Consider the following 17321-nt stretch of genomic DNA (forward strand, 5'->3'; position numbering starts at 1 on the left):
ATTGGCACACAGTGTTCGTCCAATCCGTGTAGAGGTTCCGATGGGGCCGCTGGAAAGCCGTCCGCGATAGCGGATGGAGCCTGTGCCACATTTTGTACCTAATTTGTCCTGCAAAAGCCCCTTCTCTAAGACAGAAGGGACAGCTCATGAGGGAGCCGCTTGAAATGGCAACAATCGCGCTTGTCGATGACGATCGCAACATTCTGACGTCGGTCTCGATCGCCCTCGAATCCGAGGGGTATCGCGTCGAGACCTACACGGATGGGGCGTCGGCGCTGGAAGGCCTGGCGGCGCGTCCGCCGAATCTCGCCATCCTCGACATCAAGATGCCACGCATGGACGGCATGGAACTGCTGCGCCGGATGCGGCAGAAGTCCGACCTGCCGGTGATCTTCCTGACCTCGAAGGACGACGAGATCGATGAGCTTTTCGGCCTCAAGATGGGCGCCGACGATTTCATCCGCAAGCCGTTCTCGCAGCGCCTGCTGGTCGAGCGGGTGCGCGCCGTGCTGCGCCGTGCCAGTGCCCGCGAGGCTGCGGCAAAGGCGCCTAGCCAGCAGGCCCGTTCGCTCGAGCGCGGCCAGTTGGTCATGGACCAGGAACGCCACACCTGCACCTGGAAGGGCGAGCCGGTGACGCTGACGGTCACCGAATTTCTCATCCTGCACTCGTTGGCGCAGCGCCCCGGCGTGGTAAAAAGCCGTGATGCGTTGATGGATTCGGCCTATGATGAGCAGGTCTATGTCGACGACCGAACCATCGACAGCCACATCAAGCGGCTGCGCAAGAAGTTCAAGGCCGTCGACGATGACTTCGAAATGATCGAAACGCTTTACGGAGTCGGGTACCGGTTCCGCGAAGCCTGAGACCGGACCGGGAGCTGCTATTCGATGGCAGTTGACGTAGAGCGAGGCAGACGGGCGGGCGCCGGCAGGCGGCCGTCGAGGATTCTGCCAGCATTCCTGTCTCGGATCACGGTGCCGATGCGCCGCTTCCTCGGCCATCACATCTTTTCCAGCCTGACCCGGCGCATCCTGTTCCTCAACCTGGCCGGCCTGGCCGTGCTGGTCACCGGCATCCTCTATCTCAACACTTTCCGCGACGGGCTGATCGACGCCCGCGTCGAAAGCCTGATGACGCAAGGCGAGATCATCGCCGGCGCGATCGCGGCGTCGGCGACGGTCGAGACGGATTCGATCAGCATCGATCCGGAAAAACTGCTCGAACTGCAGGCCGGCGAAAGCCTGGGGCCGGGCTCCGACCAGCTCGACAATCTCGATTTCCCGATCAATCCCGAGCGCGTCGCGCCGGTCTTGCGGCGGCTGATCTCGCCGACACGCACGCGCGCCCGCATCTATGACCGCGACGCCAATTTGCTGCTCGATTCACGCCATCTCTACTCGCGCGGCCAGATCCTGCGTTACGACCTGCCGCCGGTCGAGGACGAGCAGCCGGACATGCTGGAGCGGGTGCAAAAATTCGTCTTCGATTTCTTCCGCAACAAGGACCTGCCCGTCTATCACGAGCAGCCCGGCGGTAATGGCGCTGCCTTCCCCGAAGTGGTCAAGGCGCTGACCGGCAGCCCGTCGACCATCGTGCGGGTGAGCGAACAAGGCGAGCAGATCGTCTCGGTCGCGGTGCCGATCCAGCGCTTCCGCGCCGTGCTCGGCGTGCTGATGCTGTCGACCGAAGGCGGCGACATCGACAAGATCGTCGCCGCCGAGCGCAAGGCGATTTTGCGCGTGTTCGGCATCGCGGCACTGGTCACCGCCATCCTGTCGATGCTGCTGGCGTCGACCATCGCCAATCCGCTGCGGCGGTTGTCGGCGGCGGCGGTGCGCGTGCGGCGCGGCGTCAAGAGTCGCGAGGAAATCCCCGACTTTTCCGACCGCCAGGACGAGATCGGCAATCTGTCGATCGCGGTGCGCGACATGACCAATGCGCTCTATGCCCGCATTGAGGCGATCGAAAGCTTTGCCGCCGACGTTTCGCACGAGTTGAAGAATCCGCTGACCTCGCTGCGCAGCGCGGTGGAGACGCTGCCCTTGGCGAAGAATGATAATTCCCGCGCGCGTCTGATGGAGATCATCCAGCACGATGTCCGGCGGCTGGACCGGCTGATCACCGACATTTCCGATGCCTCGCGCCTCGACGCCGAGCTGGCGCGTGAGGATGCGGCAATCGTCGATTTGAAGAAATTCATCACCGATCTCGTCGCCGTGTCGCGCGAGGCGACGCGCAACAAGAAGGCGGTCGAGATCGAGTTCAAGGCCGCCAAGCTGCCGCAAGGCGTCAAAGGCTATTTCGTCACCGGCCATGATCTGAGGATCGGCCAGGTCATCACCAACCTGATCGAGAATGCCCGCTCCTTCGTGCCGGAGGACCACGGCCATATCGCCATTTCCCTGGCACGCTCGGGCAAGGTCAACATCGTGACTGTCGACGACAATGGCCCCGGCATCCGCGCCGACGCCATCGACCGCATCTTCGAGCGCTTCTACACCGACCGCCCGGCCGGCGAGGCGTTCGGCCAGAATTCCGGGCTTGGCCTGTCGATATCTAGGCAGATCGTCGAAGCCCATGGCGGCACGCTGACGGCCGAGAACATCCCCGGCACCAAGCCGGGCGACATCAAGGGCGCGCGCTTCGTGGTGACGCTGCCGGCCGAGGCATGATCCCGCAGGCTGAAAACATTCACGGAACGGCGCTGCTGATCGGCGAACGCGGTGTGCTTATCACCGGACCGTCCGGCGCCGGCAAGACGACGCTGGCGCTGGTGCTCATCGACCATTGCCGGGCGCGCGGGCTGTTTTCACGGCTGATCGGGGACGACAGGCTGCTTGCAGCCGCTCGCGCCGGGCGGCTGATCTGCCGCGTGCCGGCCACCATTGCCGGCCTCGCGGAAGTGCCGGGATTCATGCCACGGCCGCTGTCGTTCGAGCCAGGCGGGGTGATCGACCTCCATATCCGGTTGGTGCCGAAACATCAGAGGGACCGCTTTCAGGAAGACTTCAGCGAGCCGATCGCGGGCTGTCCGGTGCCGCGGATCGATCTCATCGAGCGCAACGTTGCGACAGCTTTGCCGGCCGTAATGGCGCGGCTGGCGATTGCGCCTTTCGTATGATCCGCCCCCGGTTTTTTGCTGCAATGCGTCAAAATGGCCATGGCAGGCGCAATTTTGGGCTTGTCAACGCGCCGCGCGTCGACAAGATAGCGCTCCCGCCGCCTGGGATGGCCGGCGAGCATAAAAAGCGCCTGTGAAGCGGCGATGACGGGAGCCACCATAGAATGATCGGACTCGTGCTTGTAACGCACGGTCAACTGGCCGCCGAGTTCCGCCATGCCGTGGAACATGTCGTGGGGCCACAAGACAATTTCGAAACCGTGGCGATCGGCGCCGATGACGATATGGAGCAGCGGCGGAGCGATATTGTCGACGCTGTCGGCCGCGTCGACACCGGGGCCGGCGTCATTGTTCTGACCGACATGTTCGGCGGCACGCCGTCCAACCTTGCCATTTCGGTGATGGAATCCGGCCGCACCGAGGTCATCGCCGGCATGAACCTGCCGATGCTGATCAAGCTGTCGTCGATCCGCAAGGGTGACAACATGGCGGCCGCGCTCGACGAGGCACAGGCCGCCGGGCGCAAATACATCAACGTCGCCAGCCAGCTCTTGAGCAGCAAATGAACGCGTTGTCGCCGGAGCAAGAGAAGGTCGTGCGCGAGTTCCCGATCGTCAACCAGCGCGGCCTGCATGCGCGCGCCTCGGCCAAGTTCGTCCAGGTCGCCAGCGGCTTCGACGCCATCGTCCATGTCGAGAAGGACGGCGTCAAGGTCGGCGGCACCTCGATCATGGGCCTGATGATGCTGGCGGCGAGCCCCGGCTATTCGATCCGCGTCACCGCCAGCGGCGCTGAGGCCGTCGCGGTGATGGATGCGCTGGAGCAGCTGGTCGCCTCGCGCTTCGGCGAAGAGTGCTGAAGCTCTTTTTGTTTGAGCATGATCTCCAGACAAAACGGTTCCCGTTTTGTCTGAGAAAACCGGCTTCCACTTTTCGCTGACGCGGCCCTTCGGTTCGGGATCACGCTCCGCAAACACATACGCGCATAAAGATTTCTTTATATCCCATTGTCGTCTGAGCGGCGATCTGCTAGTCAGGCCGGCATTCCCGCGCCCTTGGACGCGCCGTGTGGCGCAGGCGCATCTGAAGACAAATCACACCGGAGCACTGCCATGACAGGTAGCAAGGACTATGTGGTCGCCGACATCTCGCTTGCCGGCTGGGGCCGCAAGGAACTCGATATCGCCGAAACCGAAATGCCGGGCCTGATGGCCTGCCGCGAGGAATTCGGCGCCAAGAAGCCGCTGAAGGGCGCGCGCATCACCGGCTCGCTGCACATGACTATCCAGACGGCCGTGCTGATCGAGACGCTGAAGGCGCTCGGCGCCGACATCCGCTGGGCCTCGTGCAACATCTTCTCGACCCAGGACCATGCCGCCGCAGCCATCGCCGAAGCCGGTATCCCGGTTTTTGCCGTCAAGGGTGAGAGCCTCGAAGAGTACTGGGACTACACCGACAAGATCTTCCAGTGGGCCGATGGTGGCCTCTCCAACATGATCCTCGACGATGGCGGCGACGCCACCATGTACATCCTGGTCGGCGCCCGCGCCGAAGCCGGCGAGGACGTGCTGTCCAACCCGCACAGCGAGGAAGAGGAGTACTTCTACGCCCAGGTGAAGAAGCGCCTGAAGGCTTCGCCCGGCTTCTTCACCAAGCAGAAGGAAGCGATCCGCGGCGTCACCGAAGAGACGACGACGGGCGTCAACCGCCTCTACCAGTTGCAGAAGAAGGGCCTGCTGCCCTTCCCGGCGATCAACGTCAACGACTCGGTCACCAAGTCGAAGTTCGACAACAAATATGGCTGCAAGGAATCGCTCGTCGACGGCATTCGCCGCGGCACCGACACCATGATGGCCGGCAAGGTCGCGGTCGTCTGCGGTTATGGCGACGTCGGCAAGGGGTCGTCGGCCTCGCTCAAGGGCGCCGGCGCCCGCGTCAAGGTCACCGAGGTCGATCCGATCTGCGCGCTGCAGGCGGCAATGGATGGCTTTGAGGTGGTCACGCTGGAAGATGCGGCCCCGACCGCCGACATCGTCATCACCACGACCGGCAACAAGGATGTCGTCACCCTCGACCACATGCGCTCGATGAAGGACATGGTGATCGTCGGCAACATCGGCCACTTCGACAATGAGATTCAGGTGGCGTCGCTGCGCAACCTGAAATGGACCAACGTCAAGCCGCAGGTCGACATGATCACTTTCCCGGACGGCAAGCGGATGATCCTTTTGTCCGAGGGACGCCTGCTCAACCTCGGCAACGCCACCGGCCATCCGAGCTTCGTGATGTCGGCCTCGTTCACCAACCAGGTGCTGGCGCAGATCGAACTCTACACAAAGCCCGGCCAGTACCAGAACCAGGTCTATGTGCTGCCCAAGCATCTCGACGAGAAGGTGGCGCGCCTGCATCTCGACAAGCTTGGCGCCCGCCTGACCGAACTATCCGGCGAACAGGCCGCCTATATCGGCGTGACCCCGCAGGGTCCGTTCAAGCCGGAACACTACCGCTATTAAGCATAGCGCAAATCACCACTAGATATTGAAGCCGGGCGATTGACATTTCGACCGGCTTCTTTTTTGCGCGGAATGATTCTTCACGCCGATTCCAGCACGCGCTATTGTGGTGATTCGCGGGCCGGGGACGAGGGCCGGCGCACGCATCTGGGCGGTCTTGCATTCAGGCGGCGAAGAGGACCAAGACATGCCGGGGGAAAACCCGCCTCGCGCGGGATGGGCCGTTTCCGGCGGCCATGACGATTCCGATATCACTGGCTCCGCCAAGACAGGCGGCGGCCGAAAGAAGCGCGTCGGCGCCCGCGTCGCGGGCTTTCTCGCCACGTCCGCGCTTGCCGGTCCGCTCACTTCGTTTGCCGCGCATGCCGAGTCATCCATGGCGCAGAAGGCCGGGCTGTCGGTCAGCGCGGTGGAGGTCATCCAGCTCGCCATGTTCGTTGGCGTCATGGGCGCCGCTCTGGTCTCGGCCATCTTCCTGATCCGCGAAAGAGCCCGCACCTCGGCGCAGAATGTCGAGCTCAGGGCCCGCATCGCCGACGTCAACGCGGCGCTGCAGCGTTCGGAAGCGCTGCTCAATCTGCGCGACCAGCGCATCATCGTCTGGGCTTCGGAGAACAAGAAGCCCGAGCTGATCGGAACTTTGCCGCTCGAAAGCGGCGCACCGGAAGACCGCGCGGCGTTCCTGGCCTTCGGCCGCTGGCTGATGCCACGCTCGGCGGCAGCGCTCGAAAATGCCGTCGCGGGCCTGCGCGAGAAAGCCAGGCCGTTCGATCTGGTCATCGAATCGCAGGCCGGGGCGCCGCTCGAAGTGCATGGCCGCAAGAGCGCCGCCCATGTGCTGGTGCGCTTCGTCTCGCTGTCGGAAACGCAGCGAAGCCAGGCCAGGCTGAAGATCGAGAACCAGCGGCTGGCCGCCGACTACGACACCATGATCGGCCTGCTTGACGCCTTGCCGATGCCGGCATGGCTGCGCGCCACCGATGGCCGGCTGAAATGGGTCAACCGCGCCTATGCCGGTGCGGTCGAGGCCCCGAACGCCGAAACCGCCGTGCGCGAAGCCAAGGAATTCCTCGGCGGCCAGGCGCGCGAACAGATCGCTGAACAACACAAGTCGCACCCGGTCTTCGAACAGACGCTGTCGACGGTGATCGAGGGCGACCGCCGCGTCTTCGCCGTCACCGATTTCGCCGGCAGCGACGGCTCGGCGGGCCTTGCCTGCGACACAAGCGCCACAGAAACCATTCGCGGCGAATATGAACGCACGGTGCGCAGCCATGCCGACACGCTCGACCAGCTCAACACGGCGGTGGCAATCTTCGATACCGACGAGAAGCTGCGCTTCTTCAACCAGGCATTCCAGAAACTGTGGGGGCTGGACTCTGGCTTCTTGCACAGTGCGCCCGACAATGCGCTGCTGCTCGACCGGCTGCGCAGCGAAGGCAAGATCGCCGAGCAGCCGGAATGGCGGCGCTGGAAAGAAGGCCTGCTTGGCGCCTACCGCGCCGTGGAATCGCAGGAACACTGGTGGCATCTGCCCGACGGCAAGACCATCCGCGTGGTCGCCAACCCGCAGCCCAAGGGCGGCGTGACCTGGGTGTTCGAAAACCTGACCGAGAAGATGGATCTGGAGAGCCGCTACCAGACGGCGGTGCGGGTCCAGGGCGAGACGCTCGACAATCTGGCCGAGGGCGTTGCGGTGTTCGGCCCCGATGGGCGGCTGCGTCTGTCCAACCCGGCCTTTGTCGCGCTGTGGGGGCTGAGCCCGGATGTGGTCAAGCCCAACGTCCATGTCCAGGCGATCCGAGACCTCAGCGACCAGCGCGCCGTCGACAGCCCGTGGGGCGGGTTCGTCGCCGCCATCACCGGTTTCGACGACGAGCGCCGCGAGCGCCACGGCCAGACCGAGCTAAGGAACGGCACCGTGCTAAGCTACGCCGTCATCCCGCTGCCCAACGGCCAGGTGATGATGACCTTCGTTGACGTCACCGACAGCGTCAATGTCGAGCGCGCCCTGAAGGACAAGAACGAGGCGCTGCAGAAATCCGACCAGCTGAAGAACGAGTTCGTGCAGCACGTTTCCTACGAGCTGCGCTCGCCGCTGACCAACATCATCGGCTTCACCGAGTTGTTGTCGCTGCCAACGACCGGGCCGCTTAGCCCCAAGCAACGCGAATATGTCGAGCATGTCGGCTCGTCGTCTTCGGTGCTGCTCACCATCGTCAACGACATACTCGACCTCGCCACCGTCGACGCCGGCATCATGCAGCTCGACATTTCGGAGGTGAGCGTCGATCGCACCATCCAGGCCGCCGCCGAATTGGTCGCCGACCGGCTGGAAGAGCATGCAATCAAGCTCAGGATCGACGCCGCGGCCGCGCCGAAGAGTTTCCATGGCGACGAGACCCGGGTCCGCCAGATTCTCTACAATCTGTTGAGCAACGCTGCCAATTACGCGCCGGAAGCGAGCACGATCACGCTGGCCTGCCGCCATTTGGAACAAGGTGTCGAATTCTCCGTCCACGATGACGGTCCCGGCATGCCGCCGGACCTGCTCGATTCGGTGTTCCGCCGCTTCGAGCCGCGTACCAATGGCGGACGCCGGCGCGGCGCCGGGCTCGGCCTGTCGATCGTCAAGAGCTTTGTCGAGCTGCATGGCGGCAGCGTGCGCATCGAGACCGGCAAGGACCAGGGCACCACCGTCATCTGCACCTTCCCCGATGCACCGTCGGGCGTCCGCGCCGCGGCCGAGTAGCGCGCTCGATGACTGTTGCTGTGCTGGAGCGTTTTCTCGCCGACGAGGCTGCGACCGCAAGGCTCGGCGAGGACCTGGCCATGGCGCTGCGGCCGGGCGATGTGCTGGCGCTCAAGGGCGATCTCGGCGCCGGCAAGTCGACGCTGGCGCGTGCTCTGATCCGGGCGCTGGCCGACGATGCCGGCCTCGACGTGCCGAGCCCGACCTTCACTTTGGTGCAAAGCTACGACACGCGCATTCCCGTCCATCATTTCGATCTCTATCGGCTGTCCTCAGCCGGCGAGATCGACGAACTAGGTTTCGACGAAGCGCTGCTGCAAGGCGCTGCCCTGGTTGAATGGCCGGAGCGGGCCGAGGCCGCCTTACCCAAGACGTCGACCTGGATCGAACTCGTCCATCATGGCGAAGGCCGATTAGCGAACTTGTCGGGCGAAGGTGCAGCCTTCGAACGCATGGCGCGATCGCTGGCGATGCGCGACTTCCTCGAAACGGCCGGCTGGGGCGAGGCCGCGCGGCGCCATTTCGTCGGCGACGCCTCGGCGCGCTCTTACGAGATCGTCTCGCTCACGGGCCTCGAACCCCGCGTGCTGATGAACTCGCCGCGGCTGGTGCTCGGACCGCCGGTGCGCGACGGCAAACCCTACGCGGTGATCGCCCACACCGCGCAATCGGTGACGGCCTTTGTCGCCATCGACAAGGCACTGCTGGCGCAAGGTGTCAGCGTCCCCCAGATTCACGCCGAGGATCTCGATCAAGGCTTTCTGCTGCTGGAACATCTGGGCTCGGAAGGCTTTCTCGACGGACAGGGCGAGCCAGTGGCCGAGCGCTACGCGGCGGCGGCCGAGCTGCTGGCGATGATGCACGGCAAGACCTGGCCGCAGCGCGTGGAGGCAGTGCCCGGCGTTTTCCACGAGGTGCCGCCCTTCGATCGCGACGCCATGCTGATCGAAGCTGACCTTCTGGTCGACTGGTATGTGCCGATGGTGACCGGCAGCGCGGCAAGCGAAGCCTTGCGCGCCGGCTATCACAAGGAATGGAACGCGGTTCTCGACCGGTTGAACGAACGCGACTACACCCTGATGCTGCGCGACTTCCATTCGCCCAACATCATCTGGCGCGGCGAGCGCACCGGCCACGATCGTCTCGGCATCGTCGACGTCCAGGACGCGCTGATCGGTCCGGCGGCCTATGACGTGGCATCGCTGGCCATGGATGCCCGCGTCACCGTCTCGCCCGACATCGAGCAACACACCGTCGATGCCTATGTCGCGGCGCGTCAAGCCGCCGGCGGCTTCGACGAGTCCGCTTTCCGCGAGGCCTATGCAATCATGGCGGCGCAGCGCAATTCGAAAATCCTCGGCATTTTCGTGCGGCTCGAAAAGCGCGACGGCAAGCCCTATTATCTGAAACACCTGCCGCGCATCCGCGACTATCTCAGGCGGGCGCTGGCGCACCCGGCGCTGTCCCAGCTGAAGGAATTTTATATGGTGCATCGCCTGCTGGAGGAAACCGCACCGTGACCTTGACCACCGCGATGGTGCTGGCAGCTGGTCTCGGCAAACGCATGCGGCCGATCACCGACACCATGCCTAAGCCGCTGGTGAGGATCGCCGGCAAGACCTTGCTGGACTGGGGGCTGGACAGCCTGGCGGCGGCTGGCGTCGAGAAAGCCGTCGTCAACGTGCACTATCTGCCGGACCAGATCGTTGCTCATGTCGCCCACAGGCAGGTGCCGAAACTTGTCATTTCCGACGAGCGCGATGCGCTGCTGAATTCGGCCGGAGGCATCGTCAAGGCATTGCCGCTGCTGGGTGCCGAACCCTTCTACATCATCAATGCCGACACGTTCTGGATCGATAGCGGCCAGCCCAGCCTTGAGCGCCTTTCCCTTGCATGGGACGGCGCGAAAATGGATATTCTGCTGATGCTTACCGATCTCGACTCGGCGACCGGCCACAGTGTCGGCACGGATTTCCTGATGGCGCCGGATGGCAGCCTGCGGCGCTCGAAAGGCGACCCGGCCGGGCTGATCTATGCGGGGGCGGCGATCGTTGATCCCGCCATCTTCAAGGACGCGCCAGCCGGCGCGCATTCGCTCAATGCTTATTTCGACAAGGCGATCGCCTCTGGCCGCCTGTTCGGCATGCAGATGCGTGGAAGCTGGATCACCGTCGGTACGCCCGATGCCATTCCGCAAGCGGAAGCGGCGGTCGCCGCCGCCCTCGCAGGAGCGGTATGAGCGGCTCGCGCCGCGTTCTCTCGATCCCGCCCGGAGCGCCATTCCTGCCGACTCTGGCCGAGGCCTTGCTGGCCGGACGGCTGGTGCCTGACTTTCGTTTCGATGGCGATCCGCTGGCGCTGGCCGACGTCACCATCTATGTGCCGACACGGCGTGCAGCGCGTGCGCTGCGCGGCGCCTTCGTCGACGCGCTTTCCGGACCGGGAGCGAGCCGCCGTTCGGCGATCCTGCCGGTCATCCGCCCGCTCGGCGAGTTCGACGAAGACGAGACAGCCTTCGACGCTGGCGCGCCGACCGAGCTTGAAATGGCGCCGCCGATCGCAGCCATCGAACGACTGCTGCTTTTGGCGCCGCTGGTGCGGGCGTGGAAGCGCACCTTGCCGGCGCATGTCCTGGCCATGTTCGACGAAGAGATCGTCGTGCCGGCCTCCGCCGCCGATGCGATCTGGCTGGCGCGCGACCTTGCCCGGCTGATGGACGAGATCGAAACAGAAGGCACGGACTGGACCAGGCTTGCCGATCTGGTGACCGGCAATCTTGCCGGCTGGTGGCTGGTGACGCTCGATTTCCTCCGCATCGTCACCGACGCCTGGCCGAAATTGCTGGAGGAGCGCGACCGCTCCAACCCGGCCGCGCACCGCAATGCGCTGATCCGGCGCGAGGCGAAGCGGCTGGAACGCAATCCGCCGAAAGGCCCGGTGATCGCCGCCGGCTCCACCGGCTCGATCCCGGCCACGGCCGAACTGCTTGCCGCGGTCGCCGGCCTGCCCAGCGGCGCCGTCGTGCTGCCCGGTCTCGACCGGATGCTGGACGAGGCGTCCTTTGCCGCGATAGCAGCGCCGGGCGCTCGGCCTGCTTTGCTCGGTCATCCGCAATACGGCATGGCCAAGCTGATCGGCAAGATCGGCGTGCTGCGCGGCGACGTCGAGGAGGTCGTATCCGCCGAGCGGGCGCAGGCCCTTCGTGCCGCGCTTGTCGGCGAGGCGCTGCGGCCCGCAGAAACCACCGAATTGTGGGCCGAGACGCGCATTGCCTTCAATGCCGGCGACATCGCCGAAGCCTTCGCCGATGTGACGCTGGTTGAAGCCGCCAGCGAACGCGACGAGGCGGTGGCAATCGCCATTGCGCTGAAGACAGCCGTCGAGCAGCCGGGACAGCGGGCGGCCCTTGTCACCGGCGACCGGGCGCTGGCGCGGCGCGTCTCGGCCGAGCTTCTGCGCTTCGGCGTCGTCGCCGACGATTCCGGTGGGACGCCGCTAGCCAACACACCTGCGGCCAGCTTGCTCCGGCTGACATTGCAGGCTGTGTTCCGGCCCGGCGATCCGGTCGGCCTGTTGTCGCTGCTCAAGCATCCGCTGCTCGGGCTCGGATTGGAGCGGGCCGGCGTGCGCCATGCCGCCGAGCTCATCGAACTGGTGGCGCTGCGCGGCGGCACCGGGCGTCCCGATATCGCCTCGCTGGCGACGCTGTTCGAGGAGCGGCTGGCCGGGCTGAGCGGCGACAAGCGCCAGCCCTTCTGGTTTTCGCGCCTGAGCGTGCGCGGTATCGAGGAGGCCCGCGACCTGTTGGGCCGGCTTGCGACGGCGCTGGCGCCGCTAACCACTTTTCGTGGTGAAGAGAATGCCGATCTCGTCGCGCTGACCAAGGAGAGCGTCGCCGCGCTAGAAAATCTCGGCCGCACGGCGGACGGCAGTCTCGCCGAACTCTACGCTGGTGATGCCGGCGAGAAACTCGCCGAGCTGCTGCGCGGCGTGGTCGCGGCCTCGGCCTCATTCGACTTCCCGGCCGACGAATGGCCCGATGTCATGGACGCGCTGATCGCGCCCGAGACGGTGAAGCCGGGACAAGGCACCGACCGCAACATCGCCATCTGGGGCGCACTGGAAGCGCGGCTGCAGAATGTCGACACGCTGGTCATTGGCGGGTTGAACGAGGGCGTGTGGCCGCGCAAGCCGGAGAGCGATCGCTTCATGTCGCGGCTGATGAAGACCGGCATCGACCTTGAGCCGCCGGAGCGGCGCATCGGCCTTGCCGCTCACGATTTCCAGATGGCGATGGGGGCAAAGAAGGTGGTGCTGACGCGCTCCGCCCGCGCAGGCGACGCACCTGCCGTGCCGTCGCGGTGGCTGCAGCGCATCCTCACCTTCATCGGCAAAGACCCCGCGACCGCGCTGCGCCAGCGCGGCGATGAATTGCTGGCCTGGGCCCGCGCGCTGGACGCCGGCGAGCGGCAACACTTCGCGCCACGGCCGCAGCCGAAGCCGCCGCTGGCGATGCGGCCGCAGCACTTCTCGGTGACCGAGATCGAGACGCTACGCCGCGATCCCTATGCGATCTATGCCCGACGTATTCTCGGCCTCCTGCCGCTCGAACCGGTGATTCGCGATCCAGGTGCGGCCGAGCGCGGCACGCTGTTTCACGACATACTGCACCTGTTCTCGACAGAGGTTGCCGATCCGCGCGCGCCGGAAGCCCTGGAGAGGCTTATCTCGGCGGGCCGCAGATGCTTTGCAGAGGTAGCCCTTCCCGCCGATGTCGAGGCCGTGTGGTGGCCGCGTTTCGAAAAGCTCGCCGCCAACATCATCGAATGGGAGCGTGGAAGGGCTCCCGCCGTCGCGCGGCGGCATGCCGAGGAGCGCGCAGAAAAGACCGCTGTCGGCCGTACCGGGGTGACGCTGTCAGGCTATGCCGACCGTGTCGATTTGCTGGCCGGCGGCATGGCCGACATTTTGGACTACAAAACCGGCTCCTCGCCGTCCAAGGCGCAAGCGCACACGCTGCTGGCGCCGCAGCTGGCGCTCGAAGGCGCGCTTCTGCGGCGCGGCGCTTTCAAGGGGCTTGGCGCGCGCGAACCCTCGCAACTTGCCTTCGTGCGGCTGAAGCCCGATGGCGAGGTGTTCGAGGAATCCATCCTCGATTACAACCGCCAGCCGAGGACCGCCGAAGACCTCGCCGAAGAAGCCTGGGCGCGGCTGGAAAAGCTTCTTGTCCATTATGCCGACCCGGCGACCGGCTACCTGTCGCGGGCGCTGCCGTTCCGCGAGGGCGAGAGCGACGGCGATTACGACCATCTGGCGCGCGTCCTCGAATGGTCGGCCGGCGGCGACAGTGACGACGAGGCGGGGGAGGCATGAAGAAGGCCTATCCCATCCCAGCCGAGACCGCCGCCAGCCAGGCGCGCGCTTCCGACCCGAAGAACTCGGCCTGGGTGTCGGCCAATGCCGGCTCCGGCAAGACGCATGTGCTGGCCCAGCGCGTCATCCGGCTGCTGCTCAACGGCACCGATCCGTCGAAGATCCTGTGCCTGACCTATACGCGGGCCGCCGCCGCCAACATGTCGAACCGGGTGTTCTCGACGCTCTCGGAATGGACGGCGCTTGGTGATGCCGAGCTTGCCGCCAAGATCACCGCGCTGGACGATCGCCGGCCCGACCGCGACACGATGCGCCGGGCGCGCCGGCTGTTTGCCGAGGCGCTGGAGACGCCGGGCGGGCTGAAAATCCAGACCATCCACGCCTTTTGCGAATCGGTGCTGCACCAGTTCCCGCTGGAGGCCAACATCCCGGCGCATTTCGAAATGCTCGATCCGCAGATGGAGGCCTCGCTGTTCGCCGCCGCGCGCCGCGACATGATTTCGGGCACGTCTGCCGGCGACGCCGGACTGGCCGAGGCCTTCGCCACCGTGCTGGAACGCGGCGGCGAACACGGGCTCGACGCGCTGCTTTCCGAAATCGTGCGCAAGCGCGACGGACTGCGCGGCTTTATCGATGCGGTCCGGCGCGATGGCGCCGGCTTTCAGGCGCTGTTCGACGAATTCCATTTTCGCTACGGGCAGAGTGCAGAAGACATAGCGGCATCGGTCTGGCCACTGCCGGGTTTCCTGCCGGACTTCTTTGCAGTCTTCGCCAGTGCGGCGGAAGCTGCCGACGCCCGCATCGTGCTCAACAATCTTCTGCCCTACGCCCGTCCAGCCTTCTTGGAGACCGATCCAATCCGTCGGCTGCAGATGCTGGGTAAAGCCTTCCTCAAGGCCGATGGCGATCCCTATGATCCCACTAAGGCATTCAAGAAAGCGCTGGTCGACCGGCTGCCTGACCTTCCCGAGCGCTATCTGGCGGCGGTCAAGGCGATAACAGAGGTCTCCGACCGGCTGGCGCTGTTCAGGATGCTGGAAGGCACGGTTGCGGCGCTGACCATCGCCGACTGGCTGATCGTGCGTTACGAGCGCCTGAAGCGCGGCCGCAGCTTCCTCGACTTCAACGATCTCATCACCCGCACCGTCAATCTTCTGGCGCGGCCCGATGCCGGGCCGTGGGTGCAGTACAAGCTCGACCAGGGCATCGATCATATCCTGCTCGACGAGGCGCAGGACACCAGCCCCGACCAGTGGGAGGTGGTGAAGCGCCTGTCGGAAGAATTCTTCGCCGGCCGCGGCCAGCGCGGCAGCGCCAATCGCACGGTGTTTGCCGTCGGCGACGAAAAGCAATCGATCTATTCGTTCCAAGGCGCCGCGCCGGATTCCTTTGCCGACAGCCGGCTTTTGTTTGCCGGGCGCGTGCGCGATGCCGAAGCTTCGTTTGCCGACCTCAAGCTGACCTGGTCGTTCCGTTCGACCGACGATGTGCTGGCCGCTGTCGACCGTGTCTTTGCCGATTCGGGCGTGCGGCGCGGCATCAGCCACGACCCCGACCCGCTCGACCACAAGGCGATCCGCAACGATGCGCCGGGCTATGTCGAGGTCTGGCCGTCGCTCGGCGCCGGTGCGGTCGAGGAACCCGACGACTGGACGTTGCCGGTCAACCACGCCAGCGCACCGGCGGTGCGCGTTGCCGAACATGTGGCGGCGACGATCCAGGCCTGGCTCAAGGACCGCGAGATCATCGAGGGCAAGGGCCGCAGGCTGCGGGCCGGCGACATTCTGGTGCTGGTGCGTAAGCGCGACCGCTTCGTGCATGCGCTGTCACGCGCACTGAAGGACCGTGACATTCCTGTCGCCGGCGCCGACCGGTTGAGTCTGCCTGGCCATATTGCGGTGAAGGATCTGATCGCGCTCGGCCATTTCCTCATCCAGGCGCAGGATGATCTTTCGCTTGCCGCCGTGCTGCGCAGCCCGATCTTCGACGTGTCGGAGGAGACGCTTTTTGCGCTTGGCGCGGGAAGGCCGGCCGCGACATCGCTGATAACGGCGCTGCGACAGCATGCCGGCGACAGTCCCGCACTGGCCGCTATCGTCACCCGGCTCGACGGCTGGGCCAATGAGGCGGCGTTCCGGCCGGTGTTCGAATTCTATGCCGGCGTGCTGGCGCGCGACGGTCTGCGCAAGAAGATGATCGCTCGGCTCGGACCGGAGGCCGGCGACATCCTCGATGAATTCCTGAGTTTTTGCCTGGCCGAGGAACGCACCGGCCTGCCGGGACTAGAGGCCTTTCTGGCGACGCTGGAAAACACCGGTCCCGAGATCAAGCGCGAGATGGACCAGACGCGCGACGAGGTCCGCGTCATGACGGTCCACGCCGCCAAGGGCCTGGAAGCGCCCGTTGTCTTCCTGGTCGATGGCGGGTCGGCGCCGTTCAGCGACCAACATCTGCCACGACTGATGCCGTTCGACGGCTCGGGCCGCAATTTTGACGGCAAGGGTTATCTCTGGCGCTCGGCCAGCGATGTCGCCAACGGCTTTTCCAAGGCGGCCTCGGCCCGGGCGCGCGAGCTTGCCGACGACGAATACCGCCGCCTGCTCTATGTCGGCATGACGCGCGCCGAGGACCGGCTGATCGTCTGCGGCTATCACGGCAAGCGCGCGCCGAGCAGCGGCACCTGGCATTCGATCGTCAGCCGCGCGCTGACCGGTGCGCCGGAAAGCACGGAGCGCGTCCACCCCGCCAGTGGCGAGCCGGTTCATCGCTTCGTCATGACCAAGCTGCCGCCGGTGCCGCTGGCTGCTGCCGACGATAAGCGGCTGCCGCAACCGCTTCTGCCGTTCTTGCCGGCAAACCTGTTCCGCCCCTTGCCGCCTTACGAAGAGCTGCCGCGCCCGCTGTCACCTTCCGGCGCTTCGGCGCTGATCGACGAGGGCAAGGAAGCTGTCGTCGACACCCGCTCGCCGGTGCTGGACGATGAAGCGGAGCCCGGTTTTGCGGTGATGCGCGGACTGGCGCTGCACAAATTGCTGCAGATGTTGCCCGGCTTCGTCGAAGGCGAACGGCAAGGCGCGGCGGGGCAGTATCTAAGCCGTGCCGGCGCCGACTGGACTGAAGCCGAACGCAGCAAGGCGCTGGCCTCAGTGATGGCGATCCTCGGGGATTCGCGTTTTGCCGAGCTGTTCTCGCCCTCGTCCCGCGCCGAAGTCGCCGTCATGGGCAGCCTCGAGGTCAAGGGCAGATTGCGTTCGATCTCCGGCAAGATCGACCGGCTGGCAGTGACGCCGCAAAAGGTCTCGATCGTCGACTACAAGACCAACCGGCCGGCGCCAATGACGCTGGCGCAGGTGCCGCCGGCCTATATCCTGCAGCTGGCGCTCTATCGCGCGCTGCTGAAGCCGCTTTATCCCGGCCGCGCGGTGACAGCGGCGCTGCTGTTTACCGAGGCGCCGAGGCTGATCGAACTGCCGGCCGAAGCGATGGACGATGCCCTTGCCCGACTCACGGGAGCGTGACACAAGTTCTGCTTGAAGAAGGGCTGCTCAACCACCACATTT

The 17321-nt window shown here is 65.3% G+C and carries 11 protein-coding genes; all 11 read left to right on the forward strand.

The genetic code is table 11. The annotated features are described in order from the left end of the window. Positions 1-164 precede the first annotated feature (164 nt). The 11 genes from AC1DXM_RS05570 to addA all read left to right on the forward strand — a co-directional run bounded on the left by AC1DXM_RS05570 (position 165) and on the right by addA (position 17279). Complete coding sequence (locus tag AC1DXM_RS05570; protein WP_010912942.1) at positions 165-866, forward strand: response regulator transcription factor; 702 nt, start codon at positions 165-167, stop codon at positions 864-866. 24 nt (positions 867-890) lie between these two features. Next, entirely contained in the window at positions 891-2675 is a 1785-nt protein-coding gene (locus tag AC1DXM_RS05575; protein ID WP_477232154.1) for a stimulus-sensing domain-containing protein, read from the forward strand. Next, positions 2672-3124, forward strand: coding sequence for an HPr kinase/phosphorylase (locus tag AC1DXM_RS05580; RefSeq protein WP_112559894.1), 453 nt, complete (start codon positions 2672-2674; stop codon positions 3122-3124). Before AC1DXM_RS05575 ends, AC1DXM_RS05580 begins: the two co-directional genes overlap by 4 nt. A 164-nt stretch (positions 3125-3288) precedes the next feature. Beyond that, a complete protein-coding gene (locus tag AC1DXM_RS05585) occupies positions 3289-3690 on the forward strand; it encodes a PTS sugar transporter subunit IIA (RefSeq protein WP_477232155.1) in 402 nt (133 codons plus the stop codon). Continuing rightward, positions 3687-3983 (forward strand): HPr family phosphocarrier protein, encoded by a 297-nt coding sequence (locus AC1DXM_RS05590; RefSeq protein ID WP_477232156.1) that lies wholly within the window; start codon positions 3687-3689, stop codon positions 3981-3983. The genes AC1DXM_RS05585 and AC1DXM_RS05590 overlap by 4 nt, the downstream gene beginning before the upstream one ends. Before the next feature lie 252 nt (positions 3984-4235). Continuing rightward, positions 4236-5636: an adenosylhomocysteinase gene (ahcY, locus tag AC1DXM_RS05595; RefSeq protein WP_192255409.1), complete on the forward strand. Its 1401-nt coding sequence runs from the start codon at positions 4236-4238 to the stop codon at positions 5634-5636. Between the two features lie 187 nt (positions 5637-5823). Further along, a complete protein-coding gene (locus tag AC1DXM_RS05600) occupies positions 5824-8388 on the forward strand; it encodes a sensor histidine kinase (RefSeq protein ID WP_477232157.1) in 2565 nt (854 codons plus the stop codon). A gap of 8 nt (positions 8389-8396) precedes the next feature. After that, positions 8397-9908, forward strand: a complete 1512-nt coding sequence (gene tsaE, locus AC1DXM_RS05605; protein WP_477232158.1) for a tRNA (adenosine(37)-N6)-threonylcarbamoyltransferase complex ATPase subunit type 1 TsaE — start codon at positions 8397-8399, stop codon at positions 9906-9908. Positions 9909-9922: 14 nt separating this feature from the next. Further along, positions 9923-10627 (forward strand): nucleotidyltransferase family protein, encoded by a 705-nt coding sequence (locus AC1DXM_RS05610; RefSeq protein WP_477232469.1) that lies wholly within the window; start codon positions 9923-9925, stop codon positions 10625-10627. Then, positions 10624-13761 (forward strand): double-strand break repair protein AddB, encoded by a 3138-nt coding sequence (addB, locus tag AC1DXM_RS05615; RefSeq protein ID WP_477232159.1) that lies wholly within the window; start codon positions 10624-10626, stop codon positions 13759-13761. Before AC1DXM_RS05610 ends, addB begins: the two co-directional genes overlap by 4 nt. Further along, entirely contained in the window at positions 13758-17279 is a 3522-nt protein-coding gene (gene addA, locus AC1DXM_RS05620; protein WP_477232160.1) for a double-strand break repair helicase AddA, read from the forward strand. The genes addB and addA overlap by 4 nt, the downstream gene beginning before the upstream one ends. Positions 17280-17321: the final 42 nt, after the last annotated feature.

This window comes from Mesorhizobium sp. P3_A2 (assembly GCF_056403115.1).